Source organism: Microcoleus sp. B9-D4 (assembly GCF_036705105.1).
In the GTDB taxonomy this organism is placed as follows: domain Bacteria; phylum Cyanobacteriota; class Cyanobacteriia; order Cyanobacteriales; family Microcoleaceae; genus Microcoleus.
Genome location: NZ_JAUBTS010000031.1, coordinates 12,367 through 36,752 on the forward strand (window position 1 = coordinate 12,367; position 24,386 = coordinate 36,752).

General features: G+C 45.0%; 26 protein-coding genes. 12 read left to right on the plus strand and 14 right to left on the minus strand.

From position 1 onward, the window contains the following. Positions 1–214: 214 nt before the first annotated feature. On the minus strand, positions 215–1,192 hold the full coding sequence (locus QUB24_RS18800; RefSeq protein WP_333154689.1) for a carbohydrate kinase: 978 nt from the start codon (positions 1,190–1,192) through the stop codon (positions 215–217). A gap of 238 nt (positions 1,193–1,430) precedes the next feature. After that, a complete protein-coding gene (locus tag QUB24_RS18805) occupies positions 1,431–1,574 on the minus strand; it encodes a hypothetical protein (RefSeq protein ID WP_333154690.1) in 144 nt (47 codons plus the stop codon). A 60-nt stretch (positions 1,575–1,634) separates the two neighbouring features. Here QUB24_RS18805 and QUB24_RS18810 point away from each other — a divergent pair, with 60 nt between their 5' ends. The 4 genes from QUB24_RS18810 to QUB24_RS18825 all read left to right on the plus strand — a co-directional run bounded on the left by QUB24_RS18810 (position 1,635) and on the right by QUB24_RS18825 (position 4,640). Then, the gene (locus QUB24_RS18810) at positions 1,635–1,910 is read left to right on the plus strand and encodes a photosynthetic electron transport-dependent transcriptional regulator PedR (protein WP_006633901.1); all 276 of its coding nucleotides are present in this window, start codon (positions 1,635–1,637) and stop codon (positions 1,908–1,910) included. 34 nt (positions 1,911–1,944) lie between these two features. Next, complete coding sequence (locus tag QUB24_RS18815; protein ID WP_333154734.1) at positions 1,945–2,226, plus strand: hypothetical protein; 282 nt, start codon at positions 1,945–1,947, stop codon at positions 2,224–2,226. A 130-nt stretch (positions 2,227–2,356) separates the two neighbouring features. Further along, entirely contained in the window at positions 2,357–3,634 is a 1,278-nt protein-coding gene (gene hisS, locus QUB24_RS18820) for a histidine--tRNA ligase (protein WP_333154691.1), read from the plus strand. Between the two features lie 256 nt (positions 3,635–3,890). Next, the gene (locus tag QUB24_RS18825) at positions 3,891–4,640 is read left to right on the plus strand and encodes a Uma2 family endonuclease (protein WP_333154692.1); all 750 of its coding nucleotides are present in this window, start codon (positions 3,891–3,893) and stop codon (positions 4,638–4,640) included. A gap of 110 nt (positions 4,641–4,750) precedes the next feature. Here the strand turns inward: QUB24_RS18825 and QUB24_RS18830 are convergent, their stop codons facing one another. The 3 genes from QUB24_RS18830 to QUB24_RS18840 form a co-directional block, all read right to left on the minus strand. Beyond that, a complete protein-coding gene (locus QUB24_RS18830; RefSeq protein WP_333154693.1) occupies positions 4,751–5,074 on the minus strand; it encodes a hypothetical protein in 324 nt (107 codons plus the stop codon). A 280-nt stretch (positions 5,075–5,354) separates the two neighbouring features. Further along, a complete protein-coding gene (locus QUB24_RS18835) occupies positions 5,355–7,520 on the minus strand; it encodes a hypothetical protein (RefSeq protein WP_333154694.1) in 2,166 nt (721 codons plus the stop codon). Then, positions 7,496–9,079, minus strand: a complete 1,584-nt coding sequence (locus QUB24_RS18840) for an ATP-binding protein (protein WP_333154695.1) — start codon at positions 9,077–9,079, stop codon at positions 7,496–7,498. Before QUB24_RS18840 ends, QUB24_RS18835 begins: the two co-directional genes overlap by 25 nt. Before the next feature lie 175 nt (positions 9,080–9,254). On the opposite strand from QUB24_RS18840, the gene QUB24_RS18845 reads away from it, so the two are divergent. The 3 genes from QUB24_RS18845 (at position 9,255) to QUB24_RS18855 (ending at position 11,461) form a co-directional block, all read left to right on the plus strand. Next, complete coding sequence (locus tag QUB24_RS18845; protein ID WP_333154696.1) at positions 9,255–10,391, plus strand: DNA cytosine methyltransferase; 1,137 nt, start codon at positions 9,255–9,257, stop codon at positions 10,389–10,391. An 80-nt stretch (positions 10,392–10,471) separates the two neighbouring features. Continuing rightward, positions 10,472–11,119 carry a hypothetical protein gene (locus tag QUB24_RS18850; protein WP_333154697.1) on the plus strand — a complete coding sequence of 216 codons (648 nt, stop codon included), beginning with the start codon at positions 10,472–10,474 and terminating at the stop codon, positions 11,117–11,119. A 117-nt stretch (positions 11,120–11,236) separates the two neighbouring features. Continuing rightward, a complete protein-coding gene (locus QUB24_RS18855; RefSeq protein ID WP_333154698.1) occupies positions 11,237–11,461 on the plus strand; it encodes a DUF433 domain-containing protein in 225 nt (74 codons plus the stop codon). Between the two features lie 103 nt (positions 11,462–11,564). Here QUB24_RS18855 and QUB24_RS18860 read toward each other — a convergent pair whose 3' ends face one another. From QUB24_RS18860 to QUB24_RS18875, 4 genes are read right to left on the minus strand one after another with little or no spacing between them, the layout of a single operon-like run. Then, positions 11,565–12,779: a class I SAM-dependent methyltransferase gene (locus tag QUB24_RS18860; protein WP_333154699.1), complete on the minus strand. Its 1,215-nt coding sequence runs from the start codon at positions 12,777–12,779 to the stop codon at positions 11,565–11,567. Positions 12,780–12,813: 34 nt separating this feature from the next. Further along, the gene (locus QUB24_RS18865) at positions 12,814–13,041 is read right to left on the minus strand and encodes a type II toxin-antitoxin system HicA family toxin (RefSeq protein ID WP_333154700.1); all 228 of its coding nucleotides are present in this window, start codon (positions 13,039–13,041) and stop codon (positions 12,814–12,816) included. Then, positions 13,041–13,319: a type II toxin-antitoxin system HicB family antitoxin gene (locus QUB24_RS18870; protein ID WP_228049875.1), complete on the minus strand. Its 279-nt coding sequence runs from the start codon at positions 13,317–13,319 to the stop codon at positions 13,041–13,043. Before QUB24_RS18870 ends, QUB24_RS18865 begins: the two co-directional genes overlap by 1 nt. 40 nt (positions 13,320–13,359) lie before the next feature. After that, a complete protein-coding gene (locus QUB24_RS18875) occupies positions 13,360–14,544 on the minus strand; it encodes an NAD(P)H-quinone oxidoreductase subunit H (RefSeq protein ID WP_333154701.1) in 1,185 nt (394 codons plus the stop codon). Positions 14,545–14,601: 57 nt separating this feature from the next. Here QUB24_RS18875 and rsmH point away from each other — a divergent pair, with 57 nt between their 5' ends. From rsmH to QUB24_RS18890, 3 genes are all read left to right on the plus strand, one after another. Beyond that, positions 14,602–15,504: a 16S rRNA (cytosine(1402)-N(4))-methyltransferase RsmH gene (rsmH, locus tag QUB24_RS18880; protein WP_333154702.1), complete on the plus strand. Its 903-nt coding sequence runs from the start codon at positions 14,602–14,604 to the stop codon at positions 15,502–15,504. Positions 15,505–16,066: 562 nt separating this feature from the next. Further along, positions 16,067–17,740 carry a SpoIIE family protein phosphatase gene (locus tag QUB24_RS18885; RefSeq protein ID WP_333154703.1) on the plus strand — a complete coding sequence of 558 codons (1,674 nt, stop codon included), beginning with the start codon at positions 16,067–16,069 and terminating at the stop codon, positions 17,738–17,740. A gap of 510 nt (positions 17,741–18,250) precedes the next feature. Continuing rightward, positions 18,251–18,673, plus strand: a complete 423-nt coding sequence (locus QUB24_RS18890) for an ATP-binding protein (protein WP_006633914.1) — start codon at positions 18,251–18,253, stop codon at positions 18,671–18,673. A gap of 157 nt (positions 18,674–18,830) precedes the next feature. On the opposite strand, the gene QUB24_RS18895 is transcribed toward QUB24_RS18890, so the two are convergent. The 3 genes from QUB24_RS18895 to QUB24_RS18905 form a co-directional block, all read right to left on the minus strand. Continuing rightward, positions 18,831–19,076, minus strand: a complete 246-nt coding sequence (locus tag QUB24_RS18895; protein WP_333154704.1) for a hypothetical protein — start codon at positions 19,074–19,076, stop codon at positions 18,831–18,833. A 104-nt stretch (positions 19,077–19,180) separates the two neighbouring features. Beyond that, positions 19,181–19,615 (minus strand): nuclear transport factor 2 family protein, encoded by a 435-nt coding sequence (locus tag QUB24_RS18900; protein WP_333154705.1) that lies wholly within the window; start codon positions 19,613–19,615, stop codon positions 19,181–19,183. A 438-nt stretch (positions 19,616–20,053) separates the two neighbouring features. After that, positions 20,054–21,016, minus strand: a complete 963-nt coding sequence (locus tag QUB24_RS18905) for an orange carotenoid protein N-terminal domain-containing protein (RefSeq protein WP_333056433.1) — start codon at positions 21,014–21,016, stop codon at positions 20,054–20,056. Between the two features lie 209 nt (positions 21,017–21,225). Between QUB24_RS18905 and queG the strand changes: the two genes are divergently transcribed. Together queG and QUB24_RS18915 are read left to right on the plus strand one after the other, a co-directional pair. Continuing rightward, complete coding sequence (gene queG / locus QUB24_RS18910; protein ID WP_333154706.1) at positions 21,226–22,191, plus strand: tRNA epoxyqueuosine(34) reductase QueG; 966 nt, start codon at positions 21,226–21,228, stop codon at positions 22,189–22,191. Positions 22,192–22,362: 171 nt separating this feature from the next. Next, entirely contained in the window at positions 22,363–23,001 is a 639-nt protein-coding gene (locus QUB24_RS18915) for an HAD-IA family hydrolase (protein WP_333154707.1), read from the plus strand. Between the two features lie 275 nt (positions 23,002–23,276). Here QUB24_RS18915 and QUB24_RS18920 read toward each other — a convergent pair whose 3' ends face one another. Together QUB24_RS18920 and QUB24_RS18925 are read right to left on the minus strand one after the other, a co-directional pair. After that, positions 23,277–24,104, minus strand: a complete 828-nt coding sequence (locus QUB24_RS18920; protein ID WP_333154708.1) for an SWIM zinc finger family protein — start codon at positions 24,102–24,104, stop codon at positions 23,277–23,279. Positions 24,105–24,131: 27 nt separating this feature from the next. After that, positions 24,132–24,296, minus strand: a complete 165-nt coding sequence (locus QUB24_RS18925) for a hypothetical protein (RefSeq protein WP_333154709.1) — start codon at positions 24,294–24,296, stop codon at positions 24,132–24,134. Positions 24,297–24,386 lie beyond the last annotated feature (90 nt).

Sequence of the window (24,386 nt, forward strand, 5' to 3'; positions counted from 1 at the left end):
AAATAAAACCTATAATACTAGATCTGGCTTCAATACCAGTTTATTTATTAGTCCCTCTTAACTAGGGCGAGAGTTTGTAGAGTAGCGATTTTAATCGCCGAGTCTTATAGAGGGTTTTTAACGCGAATTTGTATAAGAGTTATTTTTTCGGAGCAACCGGGTTTCTGAAGCAAATTTAGCCCCCTCTCCGTTTCCAGGGGAGAGGTTTGGCGTGCTAATTTTTGTACAAATACAAGAAAGCTTCTACTTCAGCGGCGGTTGGTTGAGCTTTAATTGCCCCAGGTTTCATCGCTGTCATCGAACCTACGGCATTCGCATAAGTTACAACTTTTTTTGTTATTTCTGGAGCGGCTAAACTCTTAATTCCCACCTTGCACAATTGGCTGACAAAACCAGCCAGAAAACCGTCGCCGGCACCATTTGTATCCTCAACATCTACTTTAAAGGCGGGAATTTTTCCTTCATTTTCCGAGATACAATAGGCGCAACCTTTCTCGCCTGCAGTAACCAAAACGCCTTCTACGGAATCGAGGCGGTAGGTAATAGCTCCAGCGTCGGTAGTGTCAAACAACCATTCGGCTTCTTCCTCAGATAACTTGACAAAATCCACTTTTTTTAAGATTTTTCTAATGGGCGCTTTTGCTTCGTCTGGATTTGGCCAAAACACGGGACGCCAATTGATGTCCAGTATAATTTTAACGTCGTACTGTTCTGCTAGTTCGATCGATCGGGCGATCGCCTCTCGACTTTCAGGATAAGCTAATTCTAAAGTGCCTAGCACTAAATATTCGGCATTTTCAAACAGCACCTCCGGTAGTTGTGCAGCGAGGAGGCGGGTGTCTGCAAAATCCGCAGTATCGAATTCGCCAAAACCGGCAAAAGATCGATCGCCCGCTTGATTCCGCAAGACATAAACTTGCCGCGTCGGCGCACTTGGATGCCGCTGCACTCCAGCAATATCAACCCCTACTTCTTGCAATACCTGCACTAGGGAATTTCCCAATTCATCCCCACCTACAGCACCGATAAATCCCGCCGCCGTCCCTAATTTAACCAAAGCACAGGCAACATTAGCAGGAGCACCGCCGGGATATGCCGTCCAAGATTCTACCTCTTCGAGAGATACTCCTGGTTTGTCTGCTAAACAATCAAATAAAACTTCACCCAGACACAGAACGCGAGGATAAGTCATATAAATTTTAGATTTTACATTTTAGATTTTAGACCAGCAGTAGACAGGCCAATAATTATTTTTAACCCATCCCAGAAAAATTGCAAGCTATTTTTTAATGGCTGCTCCTATAATATCAGACTTACTGATACTGGCAGTTACTCGGTCAACGCACAAGTGCAGTGCGGGCGTATCAGTTGTTTTACGTGCAAACATCTGCAGGTTGGGCCTGGATGTCAGATGCGCCCCGGTAAAGGGCTCATCCGTCACCCGACGCGCCAGCAGCGCAAGTGGCGGCGCGTCTTGCTGTGTCGGCGCTGGGTTTGCACTTTTTGCGCTTCTGCAAGCGATTTGGTGCTTTGGGCCCGAAAGAGTAGCACAACAAATTTAATTTTCTCTTCATACTCGATCCCTCATCCTCTAGAATTGTAGATAGGTAAATATGCAGACATAGGAAAAATTTATGAGTGGGATTGTCTCTGGAACCCCTGTCACCCTGTCGGACAGAGAATTGCAAGTGGTAGAGTTAGTAGCGGCGGGATTGACTAATGAGAAAATTGCCGAAAAGTTAGAGATTAGCAAGCGTACAGTTGACAACCACATTAGCAATATCTTGAACAAGACGCGCGCTGACAATCGAGTTACGCTTGTACGCTGGGCGTTGCAGTGGGGAAAGGTATGTTTGGACAATATTAACTGCTGCCCTTTACCGCGGCCGATCGATAAAGAAGTATCTTAAGTAGGGGATCAGGTTGGGGACAGGCAAAGAAATGATGCAAACGGCACAAGAAAAACAACTCCGCTATCACATTCAATCCCCTGGATTGCCGCTGGCGGTGTATCGCGAAGTGGCGACCCATTTGCGTCAAGTTGAAGGGGTGCAAACCGGTTTAATCCCGCAGCAGTCGCAGCGGTTTGATTACAGTGACAGCCAAATTGGGGGTTTGTGGATACAGTATCCTGAAGGGTTCGATTTGGCAGGTCGCGAGCTGGTCGATCGCATTTTGGCTTATTATGGCGATCGTTACGGAGCTTGGGAATTATTAAGTCATTAGTTATTGGAAATTGGAAATTGTTAGTTGTTGACTGTTGACTGTTAACTGTTAACTGTTGACTACTTACTAATGACTAATAACTAATAACTAATGACAACTGACTACTGCCAACTGACAACTGACTAACAAAATGAGTGCAATTAAAACTTTACCGGGAACGCGGGATATTTTGCCCGCTGAAATTCAATACTGGCAAAATATAGAAGAAGTCGCTAGAACCATTTTAAAAAAAGCGGCTTATCGAGAAATTAGGACGCCAATTTTTGAACAGACATCTTTATTTGAACGCGGCATCGGAGAAGCTACCGATGTTGTAGGCAAAGAAATGTACACTTTTAAGGATAAGGGCGATCGATCGACTACTTTGCGCCCAGAAGGCACCGCGGGAGTAGTGCGAGCTTTTATTCAAAACAGTTTGTACGCGGCGGGAGACGTGCAGCGTCTGTGGTATGCCGGACCGATGTTTCGCTACGAACACACGCAAGAAGGAAGACAGCGGCAGTTCAATCAAATTGGCGTGGAAGTGTTGGGGAGTGCGAATCCTCGTGCGGATGTCGAAGTAATTGCGATCGCCTGCGACATCCTGCAAACCCTCGGTTTAAAAAATTTGCGCCTCGATATTAATTCTGTCGGAAATAAGCAAGACAGACAAAATTACCGACAAGCTTTGATCGATTATTTTACACCGTACAAAGACAAATTAGACGCGGATTCTCAAGATCGCTTGACTCGCAATCCGCTGCGGATATTGGACAGCAAAAATCCGCGCACTCAAGAAATTGTAGCTGGTGCGCCGAGTATTTTGGACTATTTGGGAGAGGAATCGCGAGATCACTTCGAGCAAGTGCAGCTTATGCTCAAAAATTTAGGAATTAGCTATCAGTTAAATCCCAGATTAGTGCGCGGTTTAGATTACTATACCTACACCGCATTTGAAATTATCTCCGACGATTTGGGAGCGCAAGCAACAGTTTGCGGAGGCGGCCGCTACGACGGTTTAGTAAAGGAATTGGGCGGCCCAGATACGGCGGCAGTCGGTTGGGCAATGGGTATCGAAAGGTTGATTATCCTGCTGCAAAAGTTGCAACCTTTGCCCGCGCCGAAGTTAGATTTTTATTTGGTATCCAGGGGCGAAAAAGCAGAACAGCAATCGGTATTGTTAGCTCAAAAATTGCGAAGTGCCGGGTTTAGCGTAGAAATAGATTTGAGTGCTAGTCCTTTCAAGAAACAGTTTAAAAGAGCCGACAGAAGCGGTGCAGTTGCGTGTTTAGTTTTGGGAGATGCCGAAGCTGAAAACGAGACGGTACAATTGAAGTGGTTGGCGAGCGGTGAACAAAGTGCGATCGCCCAATCGGAACTACTAGCAATGACAAACGAGCTACAGCAGAAAATCCTAGCTGCATATTAAGTCCGGCAGGGAATGAATTCCCTGCCTCAAAGCTAAAGTCCTCGCTATGAGGACTAATTATTCCTCTCGTTACCAGGCTCTGCCCGGTAACGCCTATCCAGAGGCTCTGCCTCGTCATTAAGCCAATCCTCTAGTTACTAGGCTCTGCCCGGTAACGCATATCCAGAGGCTCTGCCTCGTCATTAAACCATTAACATTAATCCCAAAAACCAAAAGATATAATTTAAACATTAAAACATTTAACCTCTGATAAACTATGTCTGTAGCAACTAAAAATCATGAAACAAAACTCACAATCACCTGGCCGCTACTACCAGAAGATTTCCAACTACCAGACGACCCAGTGGAAGACGAAAGCCAACCATTATTAGCCGCCGCTTTGCGCCAGCCGCTAACAGCATTTCCTGAATTAATGCAGGATGCCTTAATTGTTTCCAACTTTGCCTTGTGTGCCGGAATTAGTTTCCCAGGTTCAACCAGCGACGAACAGCGTATTATCTGCAAAGCACCAGATTGGATGTACGTGAAACCCGTCAATCCAAAAAATGTCTCGCAAGTCCGCCGCAGTTACACCCCGCACACAGAAGGAACCATCCCCCAAATCGTGATGGAATTTCTTTCAGAAACCTATGGAGAAGAATACTCTGTAGAGTTTACCTCGCGGGTGGGAAAGTGGTATTTTTACGAGCAAGTAATCAAAGTCCCCAGATACGTCATATTCCGAGCCAAAACAGCTCATTTAGAAGTTTACGCTTTAGAATCAGAGCGTTACAACTTGCAAAAACCCGATGAAAACGGACGTTATTGGATACCGGGATTAAACCTATTTTTAGGTATTTGGGAAGGAACGCACGAAGGAAGGACAGGCTGTTGGTTGAGGTGGTGGAATGCAGAAGGCGGGTTATTGTTGTGGTCGGAAGAACGAGCCGATCGCGAACGCCTCCGCGCTGAAAGATTGGCCGAAAAACTGCGTCAAGCCGGGATCGAGTTAGATGATGAAGAGTGACCAATAAATTGGGTGGCCAGATTAAGATATTCAAATAACTCTTGAGCCGATCGCCCCTTTAGAATAAAAATGAGCGATCGCACCTGTCGGATTAAAGTGGAGAGCGATCGCTAAACAGTCACCCTTAAGAGGTTTTGCTTAAGTAGATCGATAATTTCTTCGCCCCACTTAATTTGATTTCCACTCCAGTTGCTATGAGAGGACTCGACTTTGTAGACTCGTCCGTATTTTTTGCCTCGTTCAGTGAGTTGCCACTGCCGCTTGCTTCCTCTGGGTTCTAACTTTTGCTGCAAGCCGAGTTTTGCCAAATCCTCGTTGACTTTAATGCAGGAAATCTTTTTTCCTGTCTCCTGGCTAAGCTTGGTGGCGATTTGCGTGGGTGTCAAATCGACATTTTCCAGCAGAACTGAACGATCTACCTTGTTTTTAAACATGGTAAACTCCTTATAAGTAAATTAATTGAACTTGAGCCAGACACCCGCGACGGCAATCGCTAGGTCTGGCTTTTTCATTGCAAAGCTGCAACAGATGGGATAACCGCTTCATAGAAGCTATTTGTCCGGCTTTGCTACAACAAATATTACAATAACTAATTATTGCAGATATTTAGGTAGCTGTCAAGTCTTTTGGCATCAGGCTGGAACAAAAATTTTTCGTAGGGACACGGTAGTGCCGTGTCCTTATCTGTATCTTAGAACCGCAACCAGAGCCTCCTCAATGCCCCTTTCCGAGCCGTTTTCTCAATTCTGCAATCAGCGCCCTAATCTTATCCTGTACCTCTTCACCCAACTTGTCGCGGGTAAAGGTTGCAGCTTCATGAGCACGGACAATAACATCGGGTACTAAGATAGGAAGACTATGTTCTCGATGTCCCGTATCAAACCCTGATTGTGTGTGACCGCGATCGAGCTCTATATGCCCCGCCGCCAACCAGGAAAGCAAACCATCTAAACACTCTTGTTCGTGTTCCGGCTCCCGTTCTAATCGTTCCGTATTGATAGCAACCTCCAAGCGAGGCAGTAAGAAATGTGCTGAAATACCGCTGTTGCCTGATAACAATGCGTAAGCAGATGTGGGCGCGGCGTAGCACATAGAAACGCCAACTTTAGAACAAAGATAAATAAACGGTCCGTAGTCGTCTATATCCAGATTGATTGATTGGTAATGTTTTCTTTTCTTAGCAATGTGCTGCTCGATAAACTCCTTCCAATCTTTCGGATTGTTCTCCCCCACTCGCCTAATTTCATCACCTTCTGAGATGATCGGAGACATTTCCTCTGCTTCAAGGGCGATATCTGAAAAACGTCGCAGAACTCGGCAAGTAACAAATAGGCGATCGGGGGAAAAGTTGCTCGCATTCTTTGCGACACCTAAAAACAGTAAATGCGATACTGCTGTATCCGCAAAAGGATATTGATAAACTTCCTCAGCACTGCTAACTGCAACTCTTCCGTCTACCACAGATTTATTAACGTACAGATACCAAAATACCAAAGGTGCGAGCCACGACATCCCAGGACTTTTAACAGCAGCACCGTACACAATATTATCTAATCCTGAGCCTAATAGAGTATTGTGAAAAACTTGCATAAATTTATCAATTTCGCTGCGAACAATTTGCCCGTACAAACCGCCACTTTCATAATCTCTCAGTCGGTGTACCAAAGGGAAAACTCGACCATCACGGATAATCAATGTCGGTTTATTTTTAGTTCCTAACTCTGGCGAATTGCCCATTGGTCGCCAATCCGCTTCTTTAGTAGCAATCCGAAAATCCTGCCAGTATTGGCGGAGATCCATTGCAGCCTTGCGAGTATGCTGTAAATTACTCTCCTCCACAAAGTTTCTTGCCAAAGCTGGCGACAAGACTAAGCCATTTGCAGCAGCGGTATGGTCGTCATAGTCCTTAAGTTTATCTGGAAAAATATCGAAATCTTGGTATTCGTCTGGAAAGCCATATTTGGAGTTAGTCACTAACGCGGCCGCTGAGGTGGGAACAATCACAGGATCGGGGGGAATAAAACTGCCAGATGTGTGCTCTAAAAATAGGTCTGCTACAGAAGCATCCGTACCTGCTGCTGATTTGTGCAAGTCTGTTGGTAACAGTTTTTCTTCTATTAACCGATCGCCAAAAATGCGTTTTTGCAGTTGCTCTCTAGCTTTTTCTTCATCTAATTTAGCAGTTTGCCTGTACAAGCGAAAGTGCTTGGCTTGAGACGGCAATTCCAAAATACCAGGAAGTTCATCGACGGGAGCATACAGCTTCCAGAATTCTTGAAAATAACGCTTTGCCCACCCTAACTGCGAATCTAGTTTCACAGCCATTTTTTTTGATTCATCTACTGCCCCGCGTCTCAATTTGCGCTCTAGATCAGCAGCCAGTTGGTTCAGATCGTTAACTACCCAACTCGCCATCTCAACTACTAAATCTACCGGATTTTTTTCTGCTAACTTAGGTGCAACTTGGATAATCGCCCGTGCATAGGATTCTTGATGTAAGTGACCGCTGGCGATGTTTTCTAAAACAGAAATTGCTTTTTGCCTCTGCTGGCTTTCTTCATAATTCAATTCCCCAATCTCAAACTCATTTTTAGTATGAATTTGATACTCTTTAATTCCAGGAATTTCAAGTTGGCGCGGTTGGGTCTTAGGGTGACAGTAAGTATAAGGTTGTGCGCCCGGTTTGCGACTCCAACCTTTGCGTTTAATTAGCTTGCCTTCTTTCGCCAATCGGTTGAGTAGACTGCGTAAACCTCTTTCTGAACCTACATCTTGGACTTGATTGAGTTGTTCGACAATCTCTGCAAATTCTAATCCATCTGGCTCTTGAACCAGCAATTCCATAATATTCTGAATTAGAATTCCTGCATCTTTCGCCATTCTTTTACATCCTCTGCTAAGTTAGGTGTCGGCGCACCATGTCTGGTCTGACGCTGACGAATTTTGATCAGGGCTGGATGTCGCATAATATCGGTAGCTGATGAAATAATTGCAGTCCCTTTTGCTAGTTTAGGAATGCGTGACTTCATTTCTTCAGAAACATCTCCCATCGTGCCAGATACTAATCTCAGGTCATCTGGATCTAGGGCAAATACTACCCGTGTATTGCAAGTTAAAATTACTTGTTTGTCCATAGATGCTGGACTTTGGGTAATCAATGTGATACCTATTCCATCGTGACGCGCCGTGCGGATCATCTCTCGAATCACCAAAGTTGATGGCGTTGTTTCTCCTCCAGAGGGCAAGAAGAAATGAGCTTCGTCAAGTAAAAATACAAACGGCGGAACTTGCCATCGCTTTCGGAGTGCTTGCAGCATTCGGGCTGTTGCTCCTACTATTAAGTTCCGCTGCTGTTGGCTCAAATGTCCGACAAAGATGTTAGTTATCGGTTTCTCTACAAATTCGCTCAGCCATTCTTCGGTTTTCGCAGTTAAAAGCGAGTTGCGGTTGAAAGCAGTTTCAACCTTCTTTGCCGCTCGCCCTCCTACGGCAGTTTGACCGAATTCTGCCGCTAGGTTCTGAATTTCGTCGAGTAGATTTTTAATGGGAATGTTGACTGCTGCTGTCTCGTCTAAGGTTTTGAATGCTTTGTTGAACAGAGCATCATAAGCAAAAGACACTATCTCCAGTTGGTCTGGTGTCAAATTTGGGACAAATCCCAGAAATTCCTTCACTCCAATAACTGAATAGGGGACTCGAAAGTTTTCTCCTGCTTTAAAGTTGCAACCTCCCAAATCTTCTGTTGCTTTTAGCATATCGCCGAGCACGTCAAAGGCAATGACGGGAATCCCGTGTCGTACCAATTCCTCCACCAAAACCCCGACAAAATAGCTTTTACCTACACCAGTTTTTCCAACTACTGCCAGATGTCGCGCGATCGCCTCCATCGGCAATATAAAGTCCACTGAACTATTCCCCGATTCGACTCGCCCAATGTGGAACCCGTTTTCGGATGAGTCTGGAATATTAAGCAACTGCGGAATCCTATCTGCTGGCAATTCATAGACACCTTTGCCCGTTTGTGCTAGCTGATTTGGCTCTTTAATCGTTATATTGCTGTTATCGTCCAGGTATATCTCCCCCAATACCTCTGCTGCCATCACGCGGGTAACGTGAGGTGCTTTATCCGTTGGCCTCGGATCTCTGTTACCGACCTGATAAGCTTGATTCTGTTGCAAAGCCGAGGGATTGGCGCGCGGGTTATCTTCCGTACCGCTGATGATGCGTCCGTAGTGAACAAACTCGTCAGCATCACCCACGATAATGATGTACGTACCCAAAGCGGGCCTGCATCCTACATGAACATGAAACGGCACCTCGTCAAAGGTTGGAGAACCCAAATAGGGGTCTGAGGAGGTTGTCCCAATCCGCATCTCCTCTGTCAAACCCAGTATTGCTTTGATGCCTGTGCCAGTGTCACTTCGCTTGGCTACCTGCATAAATTATTTGTTGTAATTTTACCTGTATTGTGATTATAGCCGGATCTCCTGGCTGCGACCACCCCACAAATTTTCTGTTACAAAGCTTTACATTTAGGCTGTGATCCCTCATCTATGATGAAAAAGCTGTTACTGCCTCAGTAGGAAAGGAGGCTAAAAGGAAGCGATTGCCTCTATGTCACTCGAACGTCTCAAGCGCACCTGGGAGAAGCCACCAAAACTGATATCCTTGTTTTCAGGTTGCGGTGGCATGGATTTGCCATTTAAGATGGCGGGATTTGAAGTAGTTTGGGCAATAGACTCAAATAAATATGCTTGCGAGACTTTCAAAAGAAATATTTCTCCGGTAATTACCCATAACTCAATAGAAAAAATTAATGATATTAAACAAGAAGTTCCCGATGCAGATCTTATTATTGGAGGCTTTCCCTGTCAAGATTTTTCTCTGATTTGGAAGCGTTACGGACTGGATGTAGAGAGAGGAAATTTGTACACATACTTCCGAGAGTTTGTTAAACAGAAACAGCCTAAAGCATTTGTGGCTGAAAATGTCAAAGGCTTGTTGAGTGCTAATAATCATCAGGCTATCAAGCAGATTATACAGGACTTTGAAAACATAGTAGAACCTGGATACTTAGTCAAGCCTAAGCTATACAACTTTGCAGATTACGGAGTTCCGCAATTTCGGGAAAGAGTGTTATTAGTCGGAATTCGGAAGGATACAGGATTTAACTTTATTCATCCTCAACCTGAATATGGACTAAATCGTAACCCTTACCGAACTGCTGCTGAAGCACTTAAAGATGTCGAGAAAGTACGAGACAACAATGAAAATCATAAAATTAATCCAAAAACTCAACAAAGATTGGCACAGATAAAACCCGGTGGAAATTTTAGTGATATTCCCAGAAATAGTCCACTCTACGTTAAAGGCTTGATCAGTCACGTTTATCGGCGACTCGATCCGAATCAACCCTCTAGTACAATTATTGCTGGTGGCGGCGGTGGCACTTGGGGATATCATTATGAAGAACCGAGAGCATTGACTAACCGAGAGAGAGCAAGATTACAAACATTTCCCGATCACTTCATATTTCAAGGTTCGATAACTGAGGTGAGAAGACAAATAGGTAATGCAGTTCCGCCCGAGGGAATTGCTGCTGTTGTTAAGTCTCTGATTCCGCTATTTGAGGAGAATTATATTAAAGTTGATTTAGATGAAATGAGTAAAAATTTGCAGGGGATGTCAATTCAACAACGATTAAAATGGGCTGAATCCGAGGGATTAGAGCAGAGTTTGCAGTTAATTTGAAATGCGGCGGTAGATCTAAAGCTTAACATTAGCTGGCTCTGGGTTTACGATTAAATAAAATACACCAAGAGGGAAAGTCAATGATAAAGTTTGCTCTAGGTCACTACACCGATTTTAAATTGCCCAGCAACTCAACTATTCCAGAGAAATTACAGCAAACACTTCAGACGGTTTGGGACAGAAAATATGACGATTTATACGAACGAGGTGGAAAGTGCAATGTAGAAGAAGCTTTTGTAGAAGTAATGACAGCCTTTGGAATGCCTAATGATCCAATATCCCATCAGCGATACGTCTATATGGCTTATGGAATAGCATTAGCAGCTAAACCGACCATTAAACATTACTTTCCTGAAGAACACAAGGCTGATATCGTTGAAGGAATTGTATCTTGTTGGCTGAAGGAGGGTTGTGAAATCCCAGAAACTTGGGCAGATACGTTGTTTCCTAATATCAACAAAATTGGAAAATATCAAGCTAGTAACGAAGCTTATAATATTTTCTACGGTTTGCTGCAAACACTCAACACCAAAACAGCTTATAATGCCATCTTGAATATTTTGTATGATGCAATTACTGGTGATGCCATTTCTGGTTGTACTGAAGCCAGACGAGATATGTTTAATTGGTGGTTAATTGAGGTGGTTCCTGCTGCCTATTGTTTAAAGCTGCCATCTACTTTATATTCAAGAGAATGGGAATTTCCGCCACTGAGTCAGTGCGCTTAAGTGATGATAAAAGTAATTGGTACAGCTTAATTAGTTAATAATCATGGGAATCCAGTTATTGACAATTACGATCGCACTCATTCATACTATAACTAAGCGTTGTAGGAGCTAACTTTAATGTCGGAGCTATTCGCAAGAATCACGGTTAATCCTAGACAGTGTGGCGGTCGCCCTTGCATTCGCGGCATGAGAATTCGGGTATCAGACGTACTTGACTTATTTGCGGCGGGTTTGAGTGCGGAACAAATACTAGAAGAAATGCCCGATCTTGAAGCAGACGATCTGAGATCGTATCTTTTGTATGCTTCGCGCAAACTCAATCATCAGGTATTGGTTGCATGACAATAATTTGGGTAGATACAGAATCAATCAAAATTACATCAGAGTTAATCTGCGGTTCAAAAAATCTCAACTATTAAATTAGTTAATAATCAATCTAAAATAATCAATCAGGCACCATCAAACCCTTCAATATTCTCCCCTTTTCCTCCTCCTTCAACCCCTTACACTGCACCAAAACCCCAAAACCGCCCAAACCCATCGGATCGATCAATTGATGCAAAGCCTCCCTGCGCCGCAAAAACGTTGCCACATCCAATACTTCTGCATCATTTGTTGATAGAGAAGCAATACGATCGCCCAAACCCAACGCCATCAAAAACAAAGCCTGCTGAGTAAACCCTACCACATCCAAACCGCACAATTCACCCTGCCTTTCCAGCGCCGTAAAATTAACATGAGCCGTTAAATCCTGCCGCCCCACATTAATATAAGTATTATTGTGATATCGGTGGCGATAATAACACTGTAGCGTCCCCTCCCTGCGCCTCGGATTGTAATAGCGGTGCGCCGGATAACCGTAATCAATAGTTAACAAATATCCCCGCTGCAACTTTTGAGCAACTGTACTCATCCAGTCCAAAGCCGCCAAATTTACCTCACTGCGATAACCATCCCCATAAGCACTCGCCGACAAATTGATGCTTACCAAATCCAAATATTCGCCAATTTTAGGGGTGGAAACTTCGCCAACTACCTCAACAAAATTTATCTCTTCTTGTTCATTTTGTGGAGTTTCGGCGGCAACGTAAATCTCCTTAAATTGCCCTTCTTCCAGAATGAATTGATGCACTGGCAAAGCATCTACTAACTCATTAGAAAAGAAACAACCGACGATTGAGTTATTAACTATCTCATCCCAATTACACCACTTAACACACTTAATATCGGCTAAAGTTTGCCGCTGTTCCGCTTGGAGTACAGGAGAAAGTTCAATAATAATGTATTCTAAAATATGAAATAAATCGGGATATTTTATCTGCAGATATTGCAGCACATTTTCGGCGAAAGTTCCCCGCCCAGCGCCCATTTCTACGATCGCGAAGTTTTGAGGTTGGCCTAGAATTTCCCACATTTCCACAAACTGCTGTGCCAAAACCTCCGCAAAATCAGCACCCCAATGAGACGACGTGATAAAATCGCCTTGTTTGCCGATCGACTGGCGATCGCTATTGTAATAACCGTGCTGCGGATGATATAATGCCAAATGCATATATTCAGCAAAAGTAATACGCTGCTGCGGAGTGGCGGCAATTCTTTCGCAGATTAAAGCGCAGAGTTCCGGGTTACTATCGTTAATATCTAATTGCTGGGATGTCATAATTTTATGAGCCACTTAATCAAGCTGAACAAAATCATTCGAGTAGTGCTATAAACTCTTCCCTTGTGAGTTCTGCATCCCGCAGTATCTTGCGGAGTAAACCTCTAACTATGGTTTTGCCAGCATGGACAGGAATCGTTACTACCCGTCCATCTGCATGGATCATTCGCACATGACTGCCCTTTTGTCGAATCGTCTGAAAGCCTGCATTTTCTAAGGCGCTAATAACTGTATTTCCTGTTAAAGCTGGTAGTTTGGGCATTAAATCATCACCCTTTGAATACCTACAAATTCAGGTAATTTTTCATTACCCTCTTCTTCTAAACAAAGTGCAATAACTTCTTTAATGTTGGCAATCAACTCATCAATAGTCTCTCCTTGGCTATAACAGGCTTTTAGCTGTGGGACTTCCCCGACATAATAGCCATCTTCATCTCGTTCAATAATGACGTAGAACTCTTGCTTGCTGACATTCATTCTGCAACCTCTTTGTTCTTTAAATTTTACTATATCATTATTAACAGTCAGGGCTTTAGTCATACTCGTTTAATAACTAAAGCCCTTACTGCTAACAGCGGGTCTACCTGTCAACCGAGCCCATAATAATGTCGATACTCCCCAAAATTGCCACCAAATCCGCAATCTTCACGCCACGCACAATGTGAGGCAAAATCTGCAAATTATTAAAATCCGCAGCCCGAATCTTCCAGCGCCAAGGAAACACACTATCATCCCCGATAATATAAATCCCCAACTCACCCTTGCCGCTTTCAACGCGGACATAATGTTCGCCCTTGGGAATCTTAAAAGTCGGGGCAACTTTTTTGCCAATAAACTGATAGTCAAAACCATTCCAATCTGATTTTGGCCCGCTTTCTAAGCGCTTCGCTTCCAAATTCTCGTAAGGGCCGCCAGGGAGTCCTTTCAAGGCTTGATAGATAATCTTAACCGACTCGCGCATCTCCCGAATCCGTACTAAATACCGGGCTAAACAATCGCCACCAGCTTCGGTACAGACTTCCCATTCGAAGTCATCATAACATTCGTAATGGTCAACTTTCCGCAAATCCCAATTTACGCCGGAACCGCGCAACATGGGGCCGGAAAGTCCCCAGTTAATCGCTTCGTTGCGAGAAATAGTACCCAAGCCTTCAATCCGGCGGCGGAAGATTGGATTGTTGGTAATTAAACGTTCGTACTCGTCAATTTTGGGAACGAAGTAATCGCAGAAATCTTGGCACTTATCTACCCAACCGTAGGGCAAATCGGCAGCAACTCCGCCAATGCGGAAATAGTTATTATTTACCATGCGATAACCTGTGGCTGCTTCCCACAAGTCGAGAATTGGTTCGCGATCGCGCATAGTATAGAAAAAAGGAGTTTGCGCGCCCACGTCCGCCAAAAACGGCCCTACCCACATCAAGTGGTTAGCAATCCGGTTCAACTCCAGCATAATTACCCGAATATAACTAGCCCGTTTGGGGACAGCAATATTCGCCAACTTTTCCGGTGCATTCACTGTCACCGCTTCGTTAAACATCCCCGCAGCGTAGTCCCAGCGGCTCACGTAGGGCACGTACATCACGTTGGTGCGATTTTCGGCAATTTTTTCCATCCCGCGGTGCAGATAGCCCAAAACTGGCTCGCAGTCCACCACATCTTCCCCGTCTAGGGTGACGATTAACCGGAGTACCCCGTGCATGGAAGGGTGGTGCGGCCCCATGTTGAGCACCATCGGTTCGGTTCTAGTCTCAATTCTTGACATAATTAAATGAATTAATGATTACTGACTATTGTTGATTTTTGTTTCGCTTTTATGATTATGAAGGATATCGAGCTCTCTGAGAAGGAGACCCTTGGATCGGATGTCAGTATTGACACCTATCACGTTCCAGTTTTGGGAAGCGAGTTAATTGCCGGTTTGGCTGTGCGTCCAGGCGGGCACTATTTGGACGCGACGCTTGGGGGCGGCGGACACACGAGTTTGATTTTAGCGGCGGCGCCAGATGTTACAGTGGTGGCGATCGACCGCGACGAACAAGCCATCCGTTTTTGCCAAGACCGATTTGCCAACTCGCCCGTTGAGTTTTGGCACGGCAACTTTGCTGAATATCAGTCCCCAGAGGCCGAATTTGATGGTATCATAGCAGACTTGGGCGTCAGCTCTGCTCAGTTCGATACACCGGAACGGGGATTTAGTTTTCGCCACCCAGCTCAACTAGATATGCGTATGAACCAGCAGCAATCTTTGACGGCAGAAGAGATTATCAACCACTGGGAAGAAGTTAAACTAGCAGATATTATTTACAAGTACGGCGAGGAGCGACTGTCGCGGCGCATCGCGAGGCGGATTGTGCAAAGCCGTCCTTTTCAAACTACAACAGAACTTGCAGGGGCGATCGCCTCCAGCTTCCCCCCCAAGCAGCGCAACGGCAGAATCCATCCGGCAACCCGCACTTTCCAAGCTTTAAGGATAGCCGTCAACTCCGAACTGTCGTCTTTAGAAACTTTCCTCAACCAAGCCCCAAGGTGGTTAAAGCCCGGTGGGAGAATCGGAATCATTACATTTCACAGTCTCGAAGACCGACCAGTCAAGCACCAACTCAGAGGAACACCCAATTTGCAGGTACTGACAAAAAAGCCGATCGTCCCACAATCCGAAGAAGTCGCTAGAAATCCCCGCTCTCGTTCTGCTAAGCTCAGACTGGCAGAAAGAATAACTTGATTCGGCAGTAGTAATATGCTTGCTGCAAAAAGTTCAGAGATTAGGGAGACTTGGATGCAGCAATCAAGTACGATTCGGCGAAGATGTAGGGAATAGCGCCAACAACCCACCACTAACCCTCCGGGTACAGTGGGGCTTGAAATACAGCCGGTGTTGACCAGACTTAGGTAGCAATACCTGCGTTAGTAGTAAGTGTTAAAATTCACACCGAGGACAGTGCCAAGCTAGTTAAGAACTCTGCAATCAGAGCATTAATTAGCCGTTTTGAATGCTGGTGTGTTTAGAAAAGTACCGACTGCTAACAAGATCATTGCTCGTATCACAGCGTGAAAGCTGACTCGGGAATTTTCCCTATTGAAGCGGCCTACCGAGGCGGGTTACAGTATCGAAAGCCTCTCATCTGTGCGAACAGATGGTGCGAAAGGAATGCTCACCTTGAGGTAAAACGGGTTTCTTTAACTCAACTTGACGTAACTGATATGTTGCATATATCCAGCCCCCCTTTTCCTCCCGCCACCTTGCTGATTACAGCTATGGTGGGGGTTTTCAAGGGGGAAGAAAGATGAGTCGGGGAGATGGAAGCAAGCTGAAACTGATGGTAGTCGATGACGAACCCGACAACTTGGATTTATTGTACCGGACGTTTCGACGCGACTTTCAGGTTTACAAAGCAGATAGCGCCCTCAGCGCCCTGTCCGTTCTAGACGAACAGGGCGAGATGGCCGTGATTATATCTGACCAGCGGATGCCAGAAATGAATGGCACCGAGTTTTTGGGGAAAACCGTCGAGCGATTTCCCGATACGATTCGGATTCTGCTAACGGGATACACCGATGTTGAAGATTTGGTTGAGGCCATCAACTCAGGTCAAGTTTTCAAATACATCACCAAACCGTGGAATCCAGAAGAACTCAAATTGGTGATCAATCAAGCCTCAGAAACTTACAAATACTACAAGCAGCGCAGCGTTGCATTGCGCCGCGCTTTACGCAAGGAATCTCTGTTCAATGAGGTAATGAGCGTGATTCGCGGGTCGCTAGATTACTCTAGTATGGTACAAACTATTGTTCAAACCGTAGGTCAAACTTTTGAGGCCAACTATTGTATGCTGCGGCCGGTAGAAGCCGATCGACTATTGCCGAGTACCTTCCCCTACCAAGCCCAAACCTCTGAAGCCAGTAGCTTTTCTTTTGATGAAAATTTGCTGGTTCAAGCTGTAGCCACCCGCCAAACTCAAGTGAACTCCAACAGTGGGGGGCAGGGTAACTCGGTTGAGATTGCCGTGCCCCTGACTTACCAGCAAGAATTGCTGGCGGTACTGGCTTTGTCCCAGATTGGCGGCACTAACCCTTGGTCGGCAGAAGAGATAGAGTTAATAGAAGGTGTAGCAGCTCAAGCTGCTCTCGCCCTGTCTCAAGCTAAGCTATACCAGCGCACTCTGGATTTAGCCAAGCAGATGCAAAACGAGTTGGAAGTGGCTCGCCAAATCCAAACAAACTTGTTGCGCCAAAGTTGGCCGGATTTTGAAACTGTCAGGGTGCAAGCTTGCTGCTATCCCGCGCGGGAAGTTGGCGGCGACTTTTTTGAAGTCTACGTCCACTCCCAAGGGGATATTTGGATAGCGGTGGGAGATGTTTCGGGTAAGGGAGTTCCGGCTGCTCTATTTATGGCCAGCGCGATTTCGGTGATGCGGCGGGAACTTTCCCAAGAAGTTTCTCCAGAGCCCGATCGAGTTATGCAGAACATGAATAGCAGTATGTCTGACGACCTGATCGGCAACAACCATTTTATTACAATGGTTGTAGCTCGTTACACTCCGTCAACGGGACACCTCGCTTTTGCTAATGCCGGTCACATTTACCCGATCGTTTGGTCTCACTCGGAGGTGAAAGCTCAAGCCGCTAGTGGTAAAACGCCAGCCGAGCCGAATTTCCTGAAAGCTCGTGGCATTCCCTTGGGGATACTACCAGTTTGGAGAGGGAAAGCAGGTACGATCGAATTAAAGTCAGGAGATGTATTTCTGCTGACGAGTGACGGAATTACTGAAGCTAGCGTGACGACTGAAGCGGTCGCAGGGGGTGTACCAACCCGTTCTATGCTACAACAAGAAGGGCTTTGGCAACTCTTGATTCAGGAACCTGGTTCTTTCAACTTGGACAATTTGTTGGCTTACATCCGAGCCGACAATCCCGTTCAGGAAGACGACCAAACCATACTCTCTCTGGAGGTTCTTTGAATCTGTCAGCGACTCCCGACGCATAGTCGGGGGTGAGCAGCCGAAAAAACTTAAGCCCTGCTTGTTGACGGCCCATAGAGTAGTCCTGCAAAGGACGGCGTTATCGTCAACAGTCAAAAACCACAGTAAAAAACCTAGCCGGCGATGGCGCAGCTAGTTTCCTGAATCGCTTTCCTGGGGGATTAAATACCTGTCAAGGGTTAAGGTAGAAGGCATTCGTCAGAAAACACCAACGCTTAAAAGCCAAGGATTGAAACACAGATTTTTTATACCTCGCTGCTTGCAGTCTCGGTATAATTATCAATTGTTAAGCGGCTTTAGGCCCATAAGAAAAGTTTTCAACTATACTCTTAACTTCTGCCTTCTACCGAATGACGAATGCCGGATTTTTAAACAGAAAAGGCTAGTATCCCCCAAGTAGCGACAAGTATTGAGGCCGAATCCATTCGGCGCGTCGTGTTTCATACCTGGTGTGAAGACACAGGGTTTTCAAACTTACGGGATTTTTTTATGAATACTGAGCTTCATGTGCCAAGCGACTTGCGGTTTTTAACAATTGTTGAAAATTGGTTGCTGAGCAGTTTGGAAGTAGAGCTAGGAGAGCACGTCGATTGGCCGCGTCAGTCGAATCGTTTGCGCTTGGTGTTAGCAGAAGCCTATTCTAACGTGATCCGCCATGCTCACAAAGATCAACCCAATTTGCCCGTGTTAATTCGCTTGAATTTAAAAAATAGGGATATTGGTTTAGAAATTTGGGATTACGGTAAAGGTTACGAAATGGATACTTACAATCCCCCGAGGCCGGAAGCTAAACAGGAAAGCGGCTACGGCTGGCTGATTATGAGCAGACTTATGGATCGGGTGGACTACACTTTGCAAATAGACGGTCGCAACTGTCTCAAGTTGGAAGCGAGTTTGCCGGAAAAATCTTAATTAGTCATTAGTCATTAGTCATTAGTCATTAGTCATTAATGATTGGCAAGGCACTTTTTGACTCGCTTTGGCTGTCTGTCGCACGCGCTGCGGTGACAGCCAATTTTCCGCGCAGTAGCGTCAATCGATTGCGCGATTTTAGATTTTAGATTTTAGATTAAAGAATTGAAGCATTGACTTGCGCGAGATAAATACGTTCGGCTCCTTTATCGGATACAGGTTTTTTATTTGTGGACGGATGAATCACGTGGCGGGTATCCTGGATGCGGGAATTGTCAGCCCAAGGCGAGACTGTAAGATTGTAGGGGTACAGTCCCGATCGCACAAATACCGCAGAAACGGGATTTTTATACCGTGAGTGGCACTTCACCAAAGATTTGAAAAAAGCCGGTTTCTGCCTCATTCTGGCGATCAAGAGCCGATTAACCTGTCAATCGCACGACTTTAGCTATGACGTGCGATCGACAGGTCAAACCAAAATAGACAATTTAAATGTGAAACAGCTTATCAAACATCAAATTTCGTCTGCGACCGCAGATTTAGCAATTCTTGGGGAGAAGCTAACAGTTTGACCGTGACAGAAAGGAGTTTTTGGTCAGAATTGAGCAATAACAGCCATCCGACATTAACACCAAAGGCGGAAGTTTGCACCCGGCCGCTGACCTGAACTTCTACATTGCCATCTTCTAAAATTTGGCTGACACCTTTCTGGGGTTCTAGCTGCATTCCTCGCGCTTCTTTTTTGAGATAAGTGGCGATCGAGATGTTGCCGATAATGGGATCTTCAAACGGCGCGTGCAGAACCCCGTCATCGGCAAATAAATTAGCCGTCGCGTCAAAATCGCCCGCGTTTAAAGTTTCAAAATATCGCAGTACCGTTGGGTTTGTGATGCCTGCAATCTTTATAGAGGTAGTTAAAATAGGTCGAGTTGTTGCGGTCATAAAAGAAGTGATTTTAGATGAATGAGTATACTGTAATCATTCTCTTTGTCGCAGCAAATCCCTCAAAAGATATAAGTAGGGCTAGGAAAATAATTCTCCGAAAAAAGGAGGAACGGGAGAGCGTCGATCGCAGCTTTCAGATCGACCAAAATCAATACTACTTTCAAAAAATGCAAGTGTAGCCAAGCTGCAAACCCTAATAAGCTGTCACGCATTTAAATTGCATATTCAGGGCGGGCTAGACGGCCCACCCCACAAGACTTAGATTATTTTTTGACATTCAATTTAAATGCACAACAGCTTACCATAAGTCATTTCCAATCCTTCAATTCTTGAATCTAAAATCTAAAATCTAAAATCTAAAATGATAGAAACCCAGACACCTAACGGCATCTGGGTTTCTGGCCAAGTCTGTTTAACAGAGCCAACCAGAATATTCTATTTGCGGATCAAATTGAGCAATTCTTTAGGAGATGCCAACAAGTCGATCGCCACAAAGAAAATTTGACCTTGGGGATCGAGCAAAAACCGCCACGCGATGTTCATACCCACATTCGATCCGAACCAGGGAGTTTCGACTTTGCCAGTGACTTTCACTTGGCGGTAGCCATCTTCTGCCGGTTCCGATACGCCTCGCTCGGGCATCATTTTCAGTCCGACGCACTCTTCGCGCATATAGTTGAGGATAGCGTCGCGACCAACGATCGGCTTTTGGAAAGGTGGTTGCAGGGCACCTTCTTCAGCAAATAAACCGACGGCTGGGGTGAAGTCGAAGGCGTTCATGTAGTCGATGTAGCTGAGCACTGTCTGCTCGCTGATACCCTCAATTTGGGTTTTCACCCGCTCTTCAGGAGCGGTGGGAGTGCTGCGGGGGGCTGAGCGTTTGCCGTACTCTTGGTTAAAAGCAGGGTCATAGCCCATGTTAACTACGGTATTCCGAAGTACGGTAATTTGCTGACCCGGATCTAGTTGCTTGATGGTTTCGAGAACTGCGGTGGCTTCGGGAGACATTTGATAGCCGGCGGGGATCGGAGCGACAACGCCCTGTTTCATCAACTGACCCAACTCGTACCAGAAACCGAGTTTGGTGTTGACCCGCAAAGAAGTGTAAATCCGGCCAATTGTTGTGTCGGCGTTGCTGGCTAGGTCAAACATGGTTTTGCTTTGAGCAGCCGGCGACATTTGCTTGATTTCGCTCAGAATGCCTTCGACAAGCGCCATGCTGGCTACTCCCGGTGCTGCTGCGGTGATGGAAACGCCCATTTCGGTGTAGGCATACCAGAGCAAGGCTAGTTGGTCTTCAACGCTGAGTTTGTAGAACGCTTCCGTGGTAGCCGGAACAACGCTAGCAATCTCGGTGTTGGAGAAAATAGATTGAGCTGATTGAATACTAACTGCCATATGTATGCTGTGGGATTCGCTGTCGGTTTTACTTGCGTACTTGAATTAGCGAATCGAATTCTCCCTAAATTAAATTATGTAACATTTTTGACATTTTGGAGTTCAAACTTATAAATATAAAGATTGCCAAAGTATTATCAATACTGTCTCAAAATTACTCTGAAAGTTACTAGACTTATGGCACAAATTGTGCAGTGGTTTCTTAGGTGATGAAAAAATCAATTAATAGCGATCGCATTAAGCAAAAAGCCCTTGAGTTGGGATTTCACAAAGTCGGGATAGCCTCAACAGACAAGGATTTTGATATAGAAAAACAAAGATTGCAAGCTTGGCTGGACAAGGGTTATCAGGCGGATATGGCATGGATGGCAAACCCGAAACGGCAGGATATTCAATTGGTGATGCCAGAGGTGCAGTCATTAATATGTGTCGCCATCAACTACTACACGCCCCACCAACGCCCCGAAAATCCCCTGTGGGAGGGGGGGGACGATGCAGCGATCGAATATGCTAAAATCTCTCGCTACGGTTGGGGGCGGGATTACCATAGAATTTTGCACAAAAAACTGAAGGTTTTGGCAAATTGGGTGCGATCGCAAGGCGAGGGAATTGAAGCGCGGTATTATGCTGATACCGGGCCGATTCAGGATAAAATGTGGGCGCAGCGTGCTGGGATTGGCTGGATTGCCAAAAATGGTAATGTAATTTCGCGCGAATACGGTTCTTGGGTGTTTTTGGGCGAAATCTTGACTAATTTGGAGTTAGCGCCCGATGAGCCTCATACGGAACATTGCGGTACTTGTACTCGCTGCATTGAGGCGTGTCCAACGGGAGCAATTACTGAGCCTTTTGTGGTGAATGCCGATCGATGTATAGCCTATCACACGATCGAGAATCGAGCTGAAAAATTGCCCGACGAAATTGCATCTAATTTACAAGGTTGGGTAGCAGGCTGCGATATTTGTCAGGATGTTTGTCCTTGGAATCAGCGATTTGCTAAACCAACTGATGTGGTAGACTTTGAGCCTTATCCTGAAAATATAGCACCGACACTTGCAGAATTAGCCGACATTTCCGACGAGGAATGGAACCGCAGATTTACCGCTTCGGCGCTGCGACGCATTAAACCCGAAATGCTGCGGCGAAATGCGAAAGCCAATCAAATTAACCCTTAAAAGTTGAGATGTTCGCGCTCAGGGTGTTTAGGGGCACCTTACCCTATAGATAATAAGCCTAGGGTGTGTACGGATCGCCAAGAGTCAATACATTATGCAGTAAGTCATTCCCAATCTAAAATCTAAAATCTAAAATTGTATGCTTCCCCGTTCCTTATTTGCTATTGTCCAATGACCAAAGTAATTATTTTTGATTTTGACGGTACTTTAGCAGATACAATCGATATTCTTCTAAGCATCACCAACCGTTTGTCAGTAGAACTAGGCTTTAAGTCTGCCACCAAAGAGCAAATCGCTCAACTGAGCAATTTAACTTCTTGGCAAATTCTTCAGTATTCGGGCATTTCTATCTTCAAATTCCCGCTGTTGATTAGAATGTTGAAAGCGGAGTTACGCAGCGAAATTCCCAACATTCAATTATTTCCGGGAATTAAAGAAGTTTTACTCGATTTAAAAAAACAGGGATTTCAACTGGGCATAATCACATCTAATTCCAGAGAAAACGTCTTGGCATCGCTGGAAAAAAACGGTCTGCAAGACACTTTCACGTTTATTTACTCTGGTTCAACTTTTGGTAAACATAAAGTTATTAATAGCTGGCTAAAAAGAGAACATATAAATCCTAAACAAGTCGTTTATGTGGGAGATGAGATTAGAGATATAGAAGCTGCTCGAAAAACAGGAATTAAGGTAATTGCTGTAGGTTGGGGTTTTAATTCTCAGGAGGCTTTGGCTGCACACAATCCCGATTTTTTGATTAAGCGCCCCCAGGAATTGATAGAGATTATGAGTAATTGGCGCGAAGTGTAAACTGAAATTGCAAAAAGTAAGACTCGTCGGTTGAAATCTATTCTAGACAAACTCTCTTTCCACCAGAGAGGGACTAAAGAATAAAATGGGTATTAAAGCCTGATTTGTTATCAGCCATAGTCCTATTATCCTAAGCTGTTGTGCATTTAAATTGTATATTTCGAGTCTCGATCAAAAATCGTCAAGTCCTCTCCCCCTCTCCTCTTCTCCCCCTCTCCCTCTCTAATACCATAGGCAATCTAGATGCAACACAGCTTATGTGCGATGAAATTAGGTTAATCTCCTTCGCCCCGTTTCAGTGCTGCTAAAACTGCTTGCTGGCTAACTGCTTGGTAGATTTTGCTAAAATGCTGCTTGAGGGCGTCAGATGCGGGCGAGGATTTGCTAGCGCTGCCTTTTCCGTCGGTGGCGATGGGAATTGGGCCTAAGATATCTAAGACTGTTTCGCTGCTGGGCGGCGGTACAATTACTACTAAAGATGATTCTAGCTGCTGATTGTATTCCCAAAAGCGATCGACCTTCGGCAATTTAGAATTGGTAGTGGGGGCATTTTCGCCGGATTTGAGTTGGGAATTTTCCTCTCCTTCCGTACCCCGTCTTTGGCGGAGTGCTGTCAATATTTGCTCTTTAGTTCTTCCGCGCAGTTGAAAGAGTACGAAAGGGTCTTCGCCGAAGCGATCGCCCAATAAGTAGTATACTGCACTGATGTGTTTGCAAGGGTTTTTGGGGTCAGGACAGCTACAGCGCGATCGAATATCTGACAAGCTTAACGGAAATAGGGTTTTGCCAGCAGCCGCAAATACATCCTCAATATTGTGTGGCATTTCTCCTGCTAGTAATTTAGCTGAAAAAACTGCTCTTTGTGACATATTTTCAATCACATAATCCCAATCTTCATCAGTCAATGTATCGAGTCCTAAAGAAACTTGATAGGGTTTTGGATCTGTTCCTTGAACTACGGCAATTACTTCTTGATTGGGAAATTTAATGCTGAGAACTTTACCTTCGCGCGCGTACTGCCAGCCACGTTCTAACCGCTTTTTGAAGCGGTAGGTATTGATTAAATCTAACCACTGTTGTGTCCACCATTCTCTGTCAATCATTCGATTTTAGATTTTAGATTTTAGATTTTAGATTTGGGAATCGGGAATTGGGAATTGGGAATCGGGAATCAGCAAAACAGGGAATTGGGAATTGGGAACCGGGCATTGGCAAAACAGGGAATTTTCCCTATCTCCTTCTCTTCCCTCTTCCTTCTTCCTTCTGGCTTCAATCGGGAATTGGGAATTGGGCATCGGGCATTGGGCATTGGTAATTGGGATGCTGGAGTCAATCGATTTTAGATTTTAGATTTTAGATTTTAGATTGAAGCATTGACCCCACGG

Coding starts and splice junctions, on each gene's coding strand:
- QUB24_RS18915 (WP_333154707.1), top strand. CDS start 22,363: ATGACCAAAGTAATTATTTTTGATTTTGACGGTACTTTAGCAGATACA.
- QUB24_RS18805 (WP_333154690.1), bottom strand. CDS start 1,574: ATGAAGAGAAAATTAAATTTGTTGTGCTACTCTTTCGGGCCCAAAGCA.
- QUB24_RS18905 (WP_333056433.1), bottom strand. CDS start 21,016: ATGGCAGTTAGTATTCAATCAGCTCAATCTATTTTCTCCAACACCGAG.
- QUB24_RS18800 (WP_333154689.1), bottom strand. CDS start 1,192: ATGACTTATCCTCGCGTTCTGTGTCTGGGTGAAGTTTTATTTGATTGT.
- rsmH (WP_333154702.1), top strand. CDS start 14,602: ATGAAGGATATCGAGCTCTCTGAGAAGGAGACCCTTGGATCGGATGTC.
- QUB24_RS18845 (WP_333154696.1), top strand. CDS start 9,255: ATGTCACTCGAACGTCTCAAGCGCACCTGGGAGAAGCCACCAAAACTG.
- QUB24_RS18920 (WP_333154708.1), bottom strand. CDS start 24,104: ATGATTGACAGAGAATGGTGGACACAACAGTGGTTAGATTTAATCAAT.
- QUB24_RS18860 (WP_333154699.1), bottom strand. CDS start 12,779: ATGACATCCCAGCAATTAGATATTAACGATAGTAACCCGGAACTCTGC.
- QUB24_RS18825 (WP_333154692.1), top strand. CDS start 3,891: ATGTCTGTAGCAACTAAAAATCATGAAACAAAACTCACAATCACCTGG.
- QUB24_RS18830 (WP_333154693.1), bottom strand. CDS start 5,074: ATGTTTAAAAACAAGGTAGATCGTTCAGTTCTGCTGGAAAATGTCGAT.
- QUB24_RS18835 (WP_333154694.1), bottom strand. CDS start 7,520: ATGGCGAAAGATGCAGGAATTCTAATTCAGAATATTATGGAATTGCTG.
- QUB24_RS18850 (WP_333154697.1), top strand. CDS start 10,472: ATGATAAAGTTTGCTCTAGGTCACTACACCGATTTTAAATTGCCCAGC.
- QUB24_RS18865 (WP_333154700.1), bottom strand. CDS start 13,041: ATGCCCAAACTACCAGCTTTAACAGGAAATACAGTTATTAGCGCCTTA.
- queG (WP_333154706.1), top strand. CDS start 21,226: ATGAAAAAATCAATTAATAGCGATCGCATTAAGCAAAAAGCCCTTGAG.
- QUB24_RS18810 (WP_006633901.1), top strand. CDS start 1,635: ATGAGTGGGATTGTCTCTGGAACCCCTGTCACCCTGTCGGACAGAGAA.
- hisS (WP_333154691.1), top strand. CDS start 2,357: ATGAGTGCAATTAAAACTTTACCGGGAACGCGGGATATTTTGCCCGCT.
- QUB24_RS18815 (WP_333154734.1), top strand. CDS start 1,945: ATGCAAACGGCACAAGAAAAACAACTCCGCTATCACATTCAATCCCCT.
- QUB24_RS18925 (WP_333154709.1), bottom strand. CDS start 24,296: ATGCCCAATTCCCAATTCCCGATTGAAGCCAGAAGGAAGAAGGAAGAG.
- QUB24_RS18900 (WP_333154705.1), bottom strand. CDS start 19,615: ATGACCGCAACAACTCGACCTATTTTAACTACCTCTATAAAGATTGCA.
- QUB24_RS18895 (WP_333154704.1), bottom strand. CDS start 19,076: ATGAGGCAGAAACCGGCTTTTTTCAAATCTTTGGTGAAGTGCCACTCA.
- QUB24_RS18890 (WP_006633914.1), top strand. CDS start 18,251: ATGAATACTGAGCTTCATGTGCCAAGCGACTTGCGGTTTTTAACAATT.
- QUB24_RS18885 (WP_333154703.1), top strand. CDS start 16,067: ATGAGTCGGGGAGATGGAAGCAAGCTGAAACTGATGGTAGTCGATGAC.
- QUB24_RS18875 (WP_333154701.1), bottom strand. CDS start 14,544: ATGTCAAGAATTGAGACTAGAACCGAACCGATGGTGCTCAACATGGGG.
- QUB24_RS18840 (WP_333154695.1), bottom strand. CDS start 9,079: ATGCAGGTAGCCAAGCGAAGTGACACTGGCACAGGCATCAAAGCAATA.
- QUB24_RS18870 (WP_228049875.1), bottom strand. CDS start 13,319: ATGACTAAAGCCCTGACTGTTAATAATGATATAGTAAAATTTAAAGAA.
- QUB24_RS18855 (WP_333154698.1), top strand. CDS start 11,237: ATGTCGGAGCTATTCGCAAGAATCACGGTTAATCCTAGACAGTGTGGC.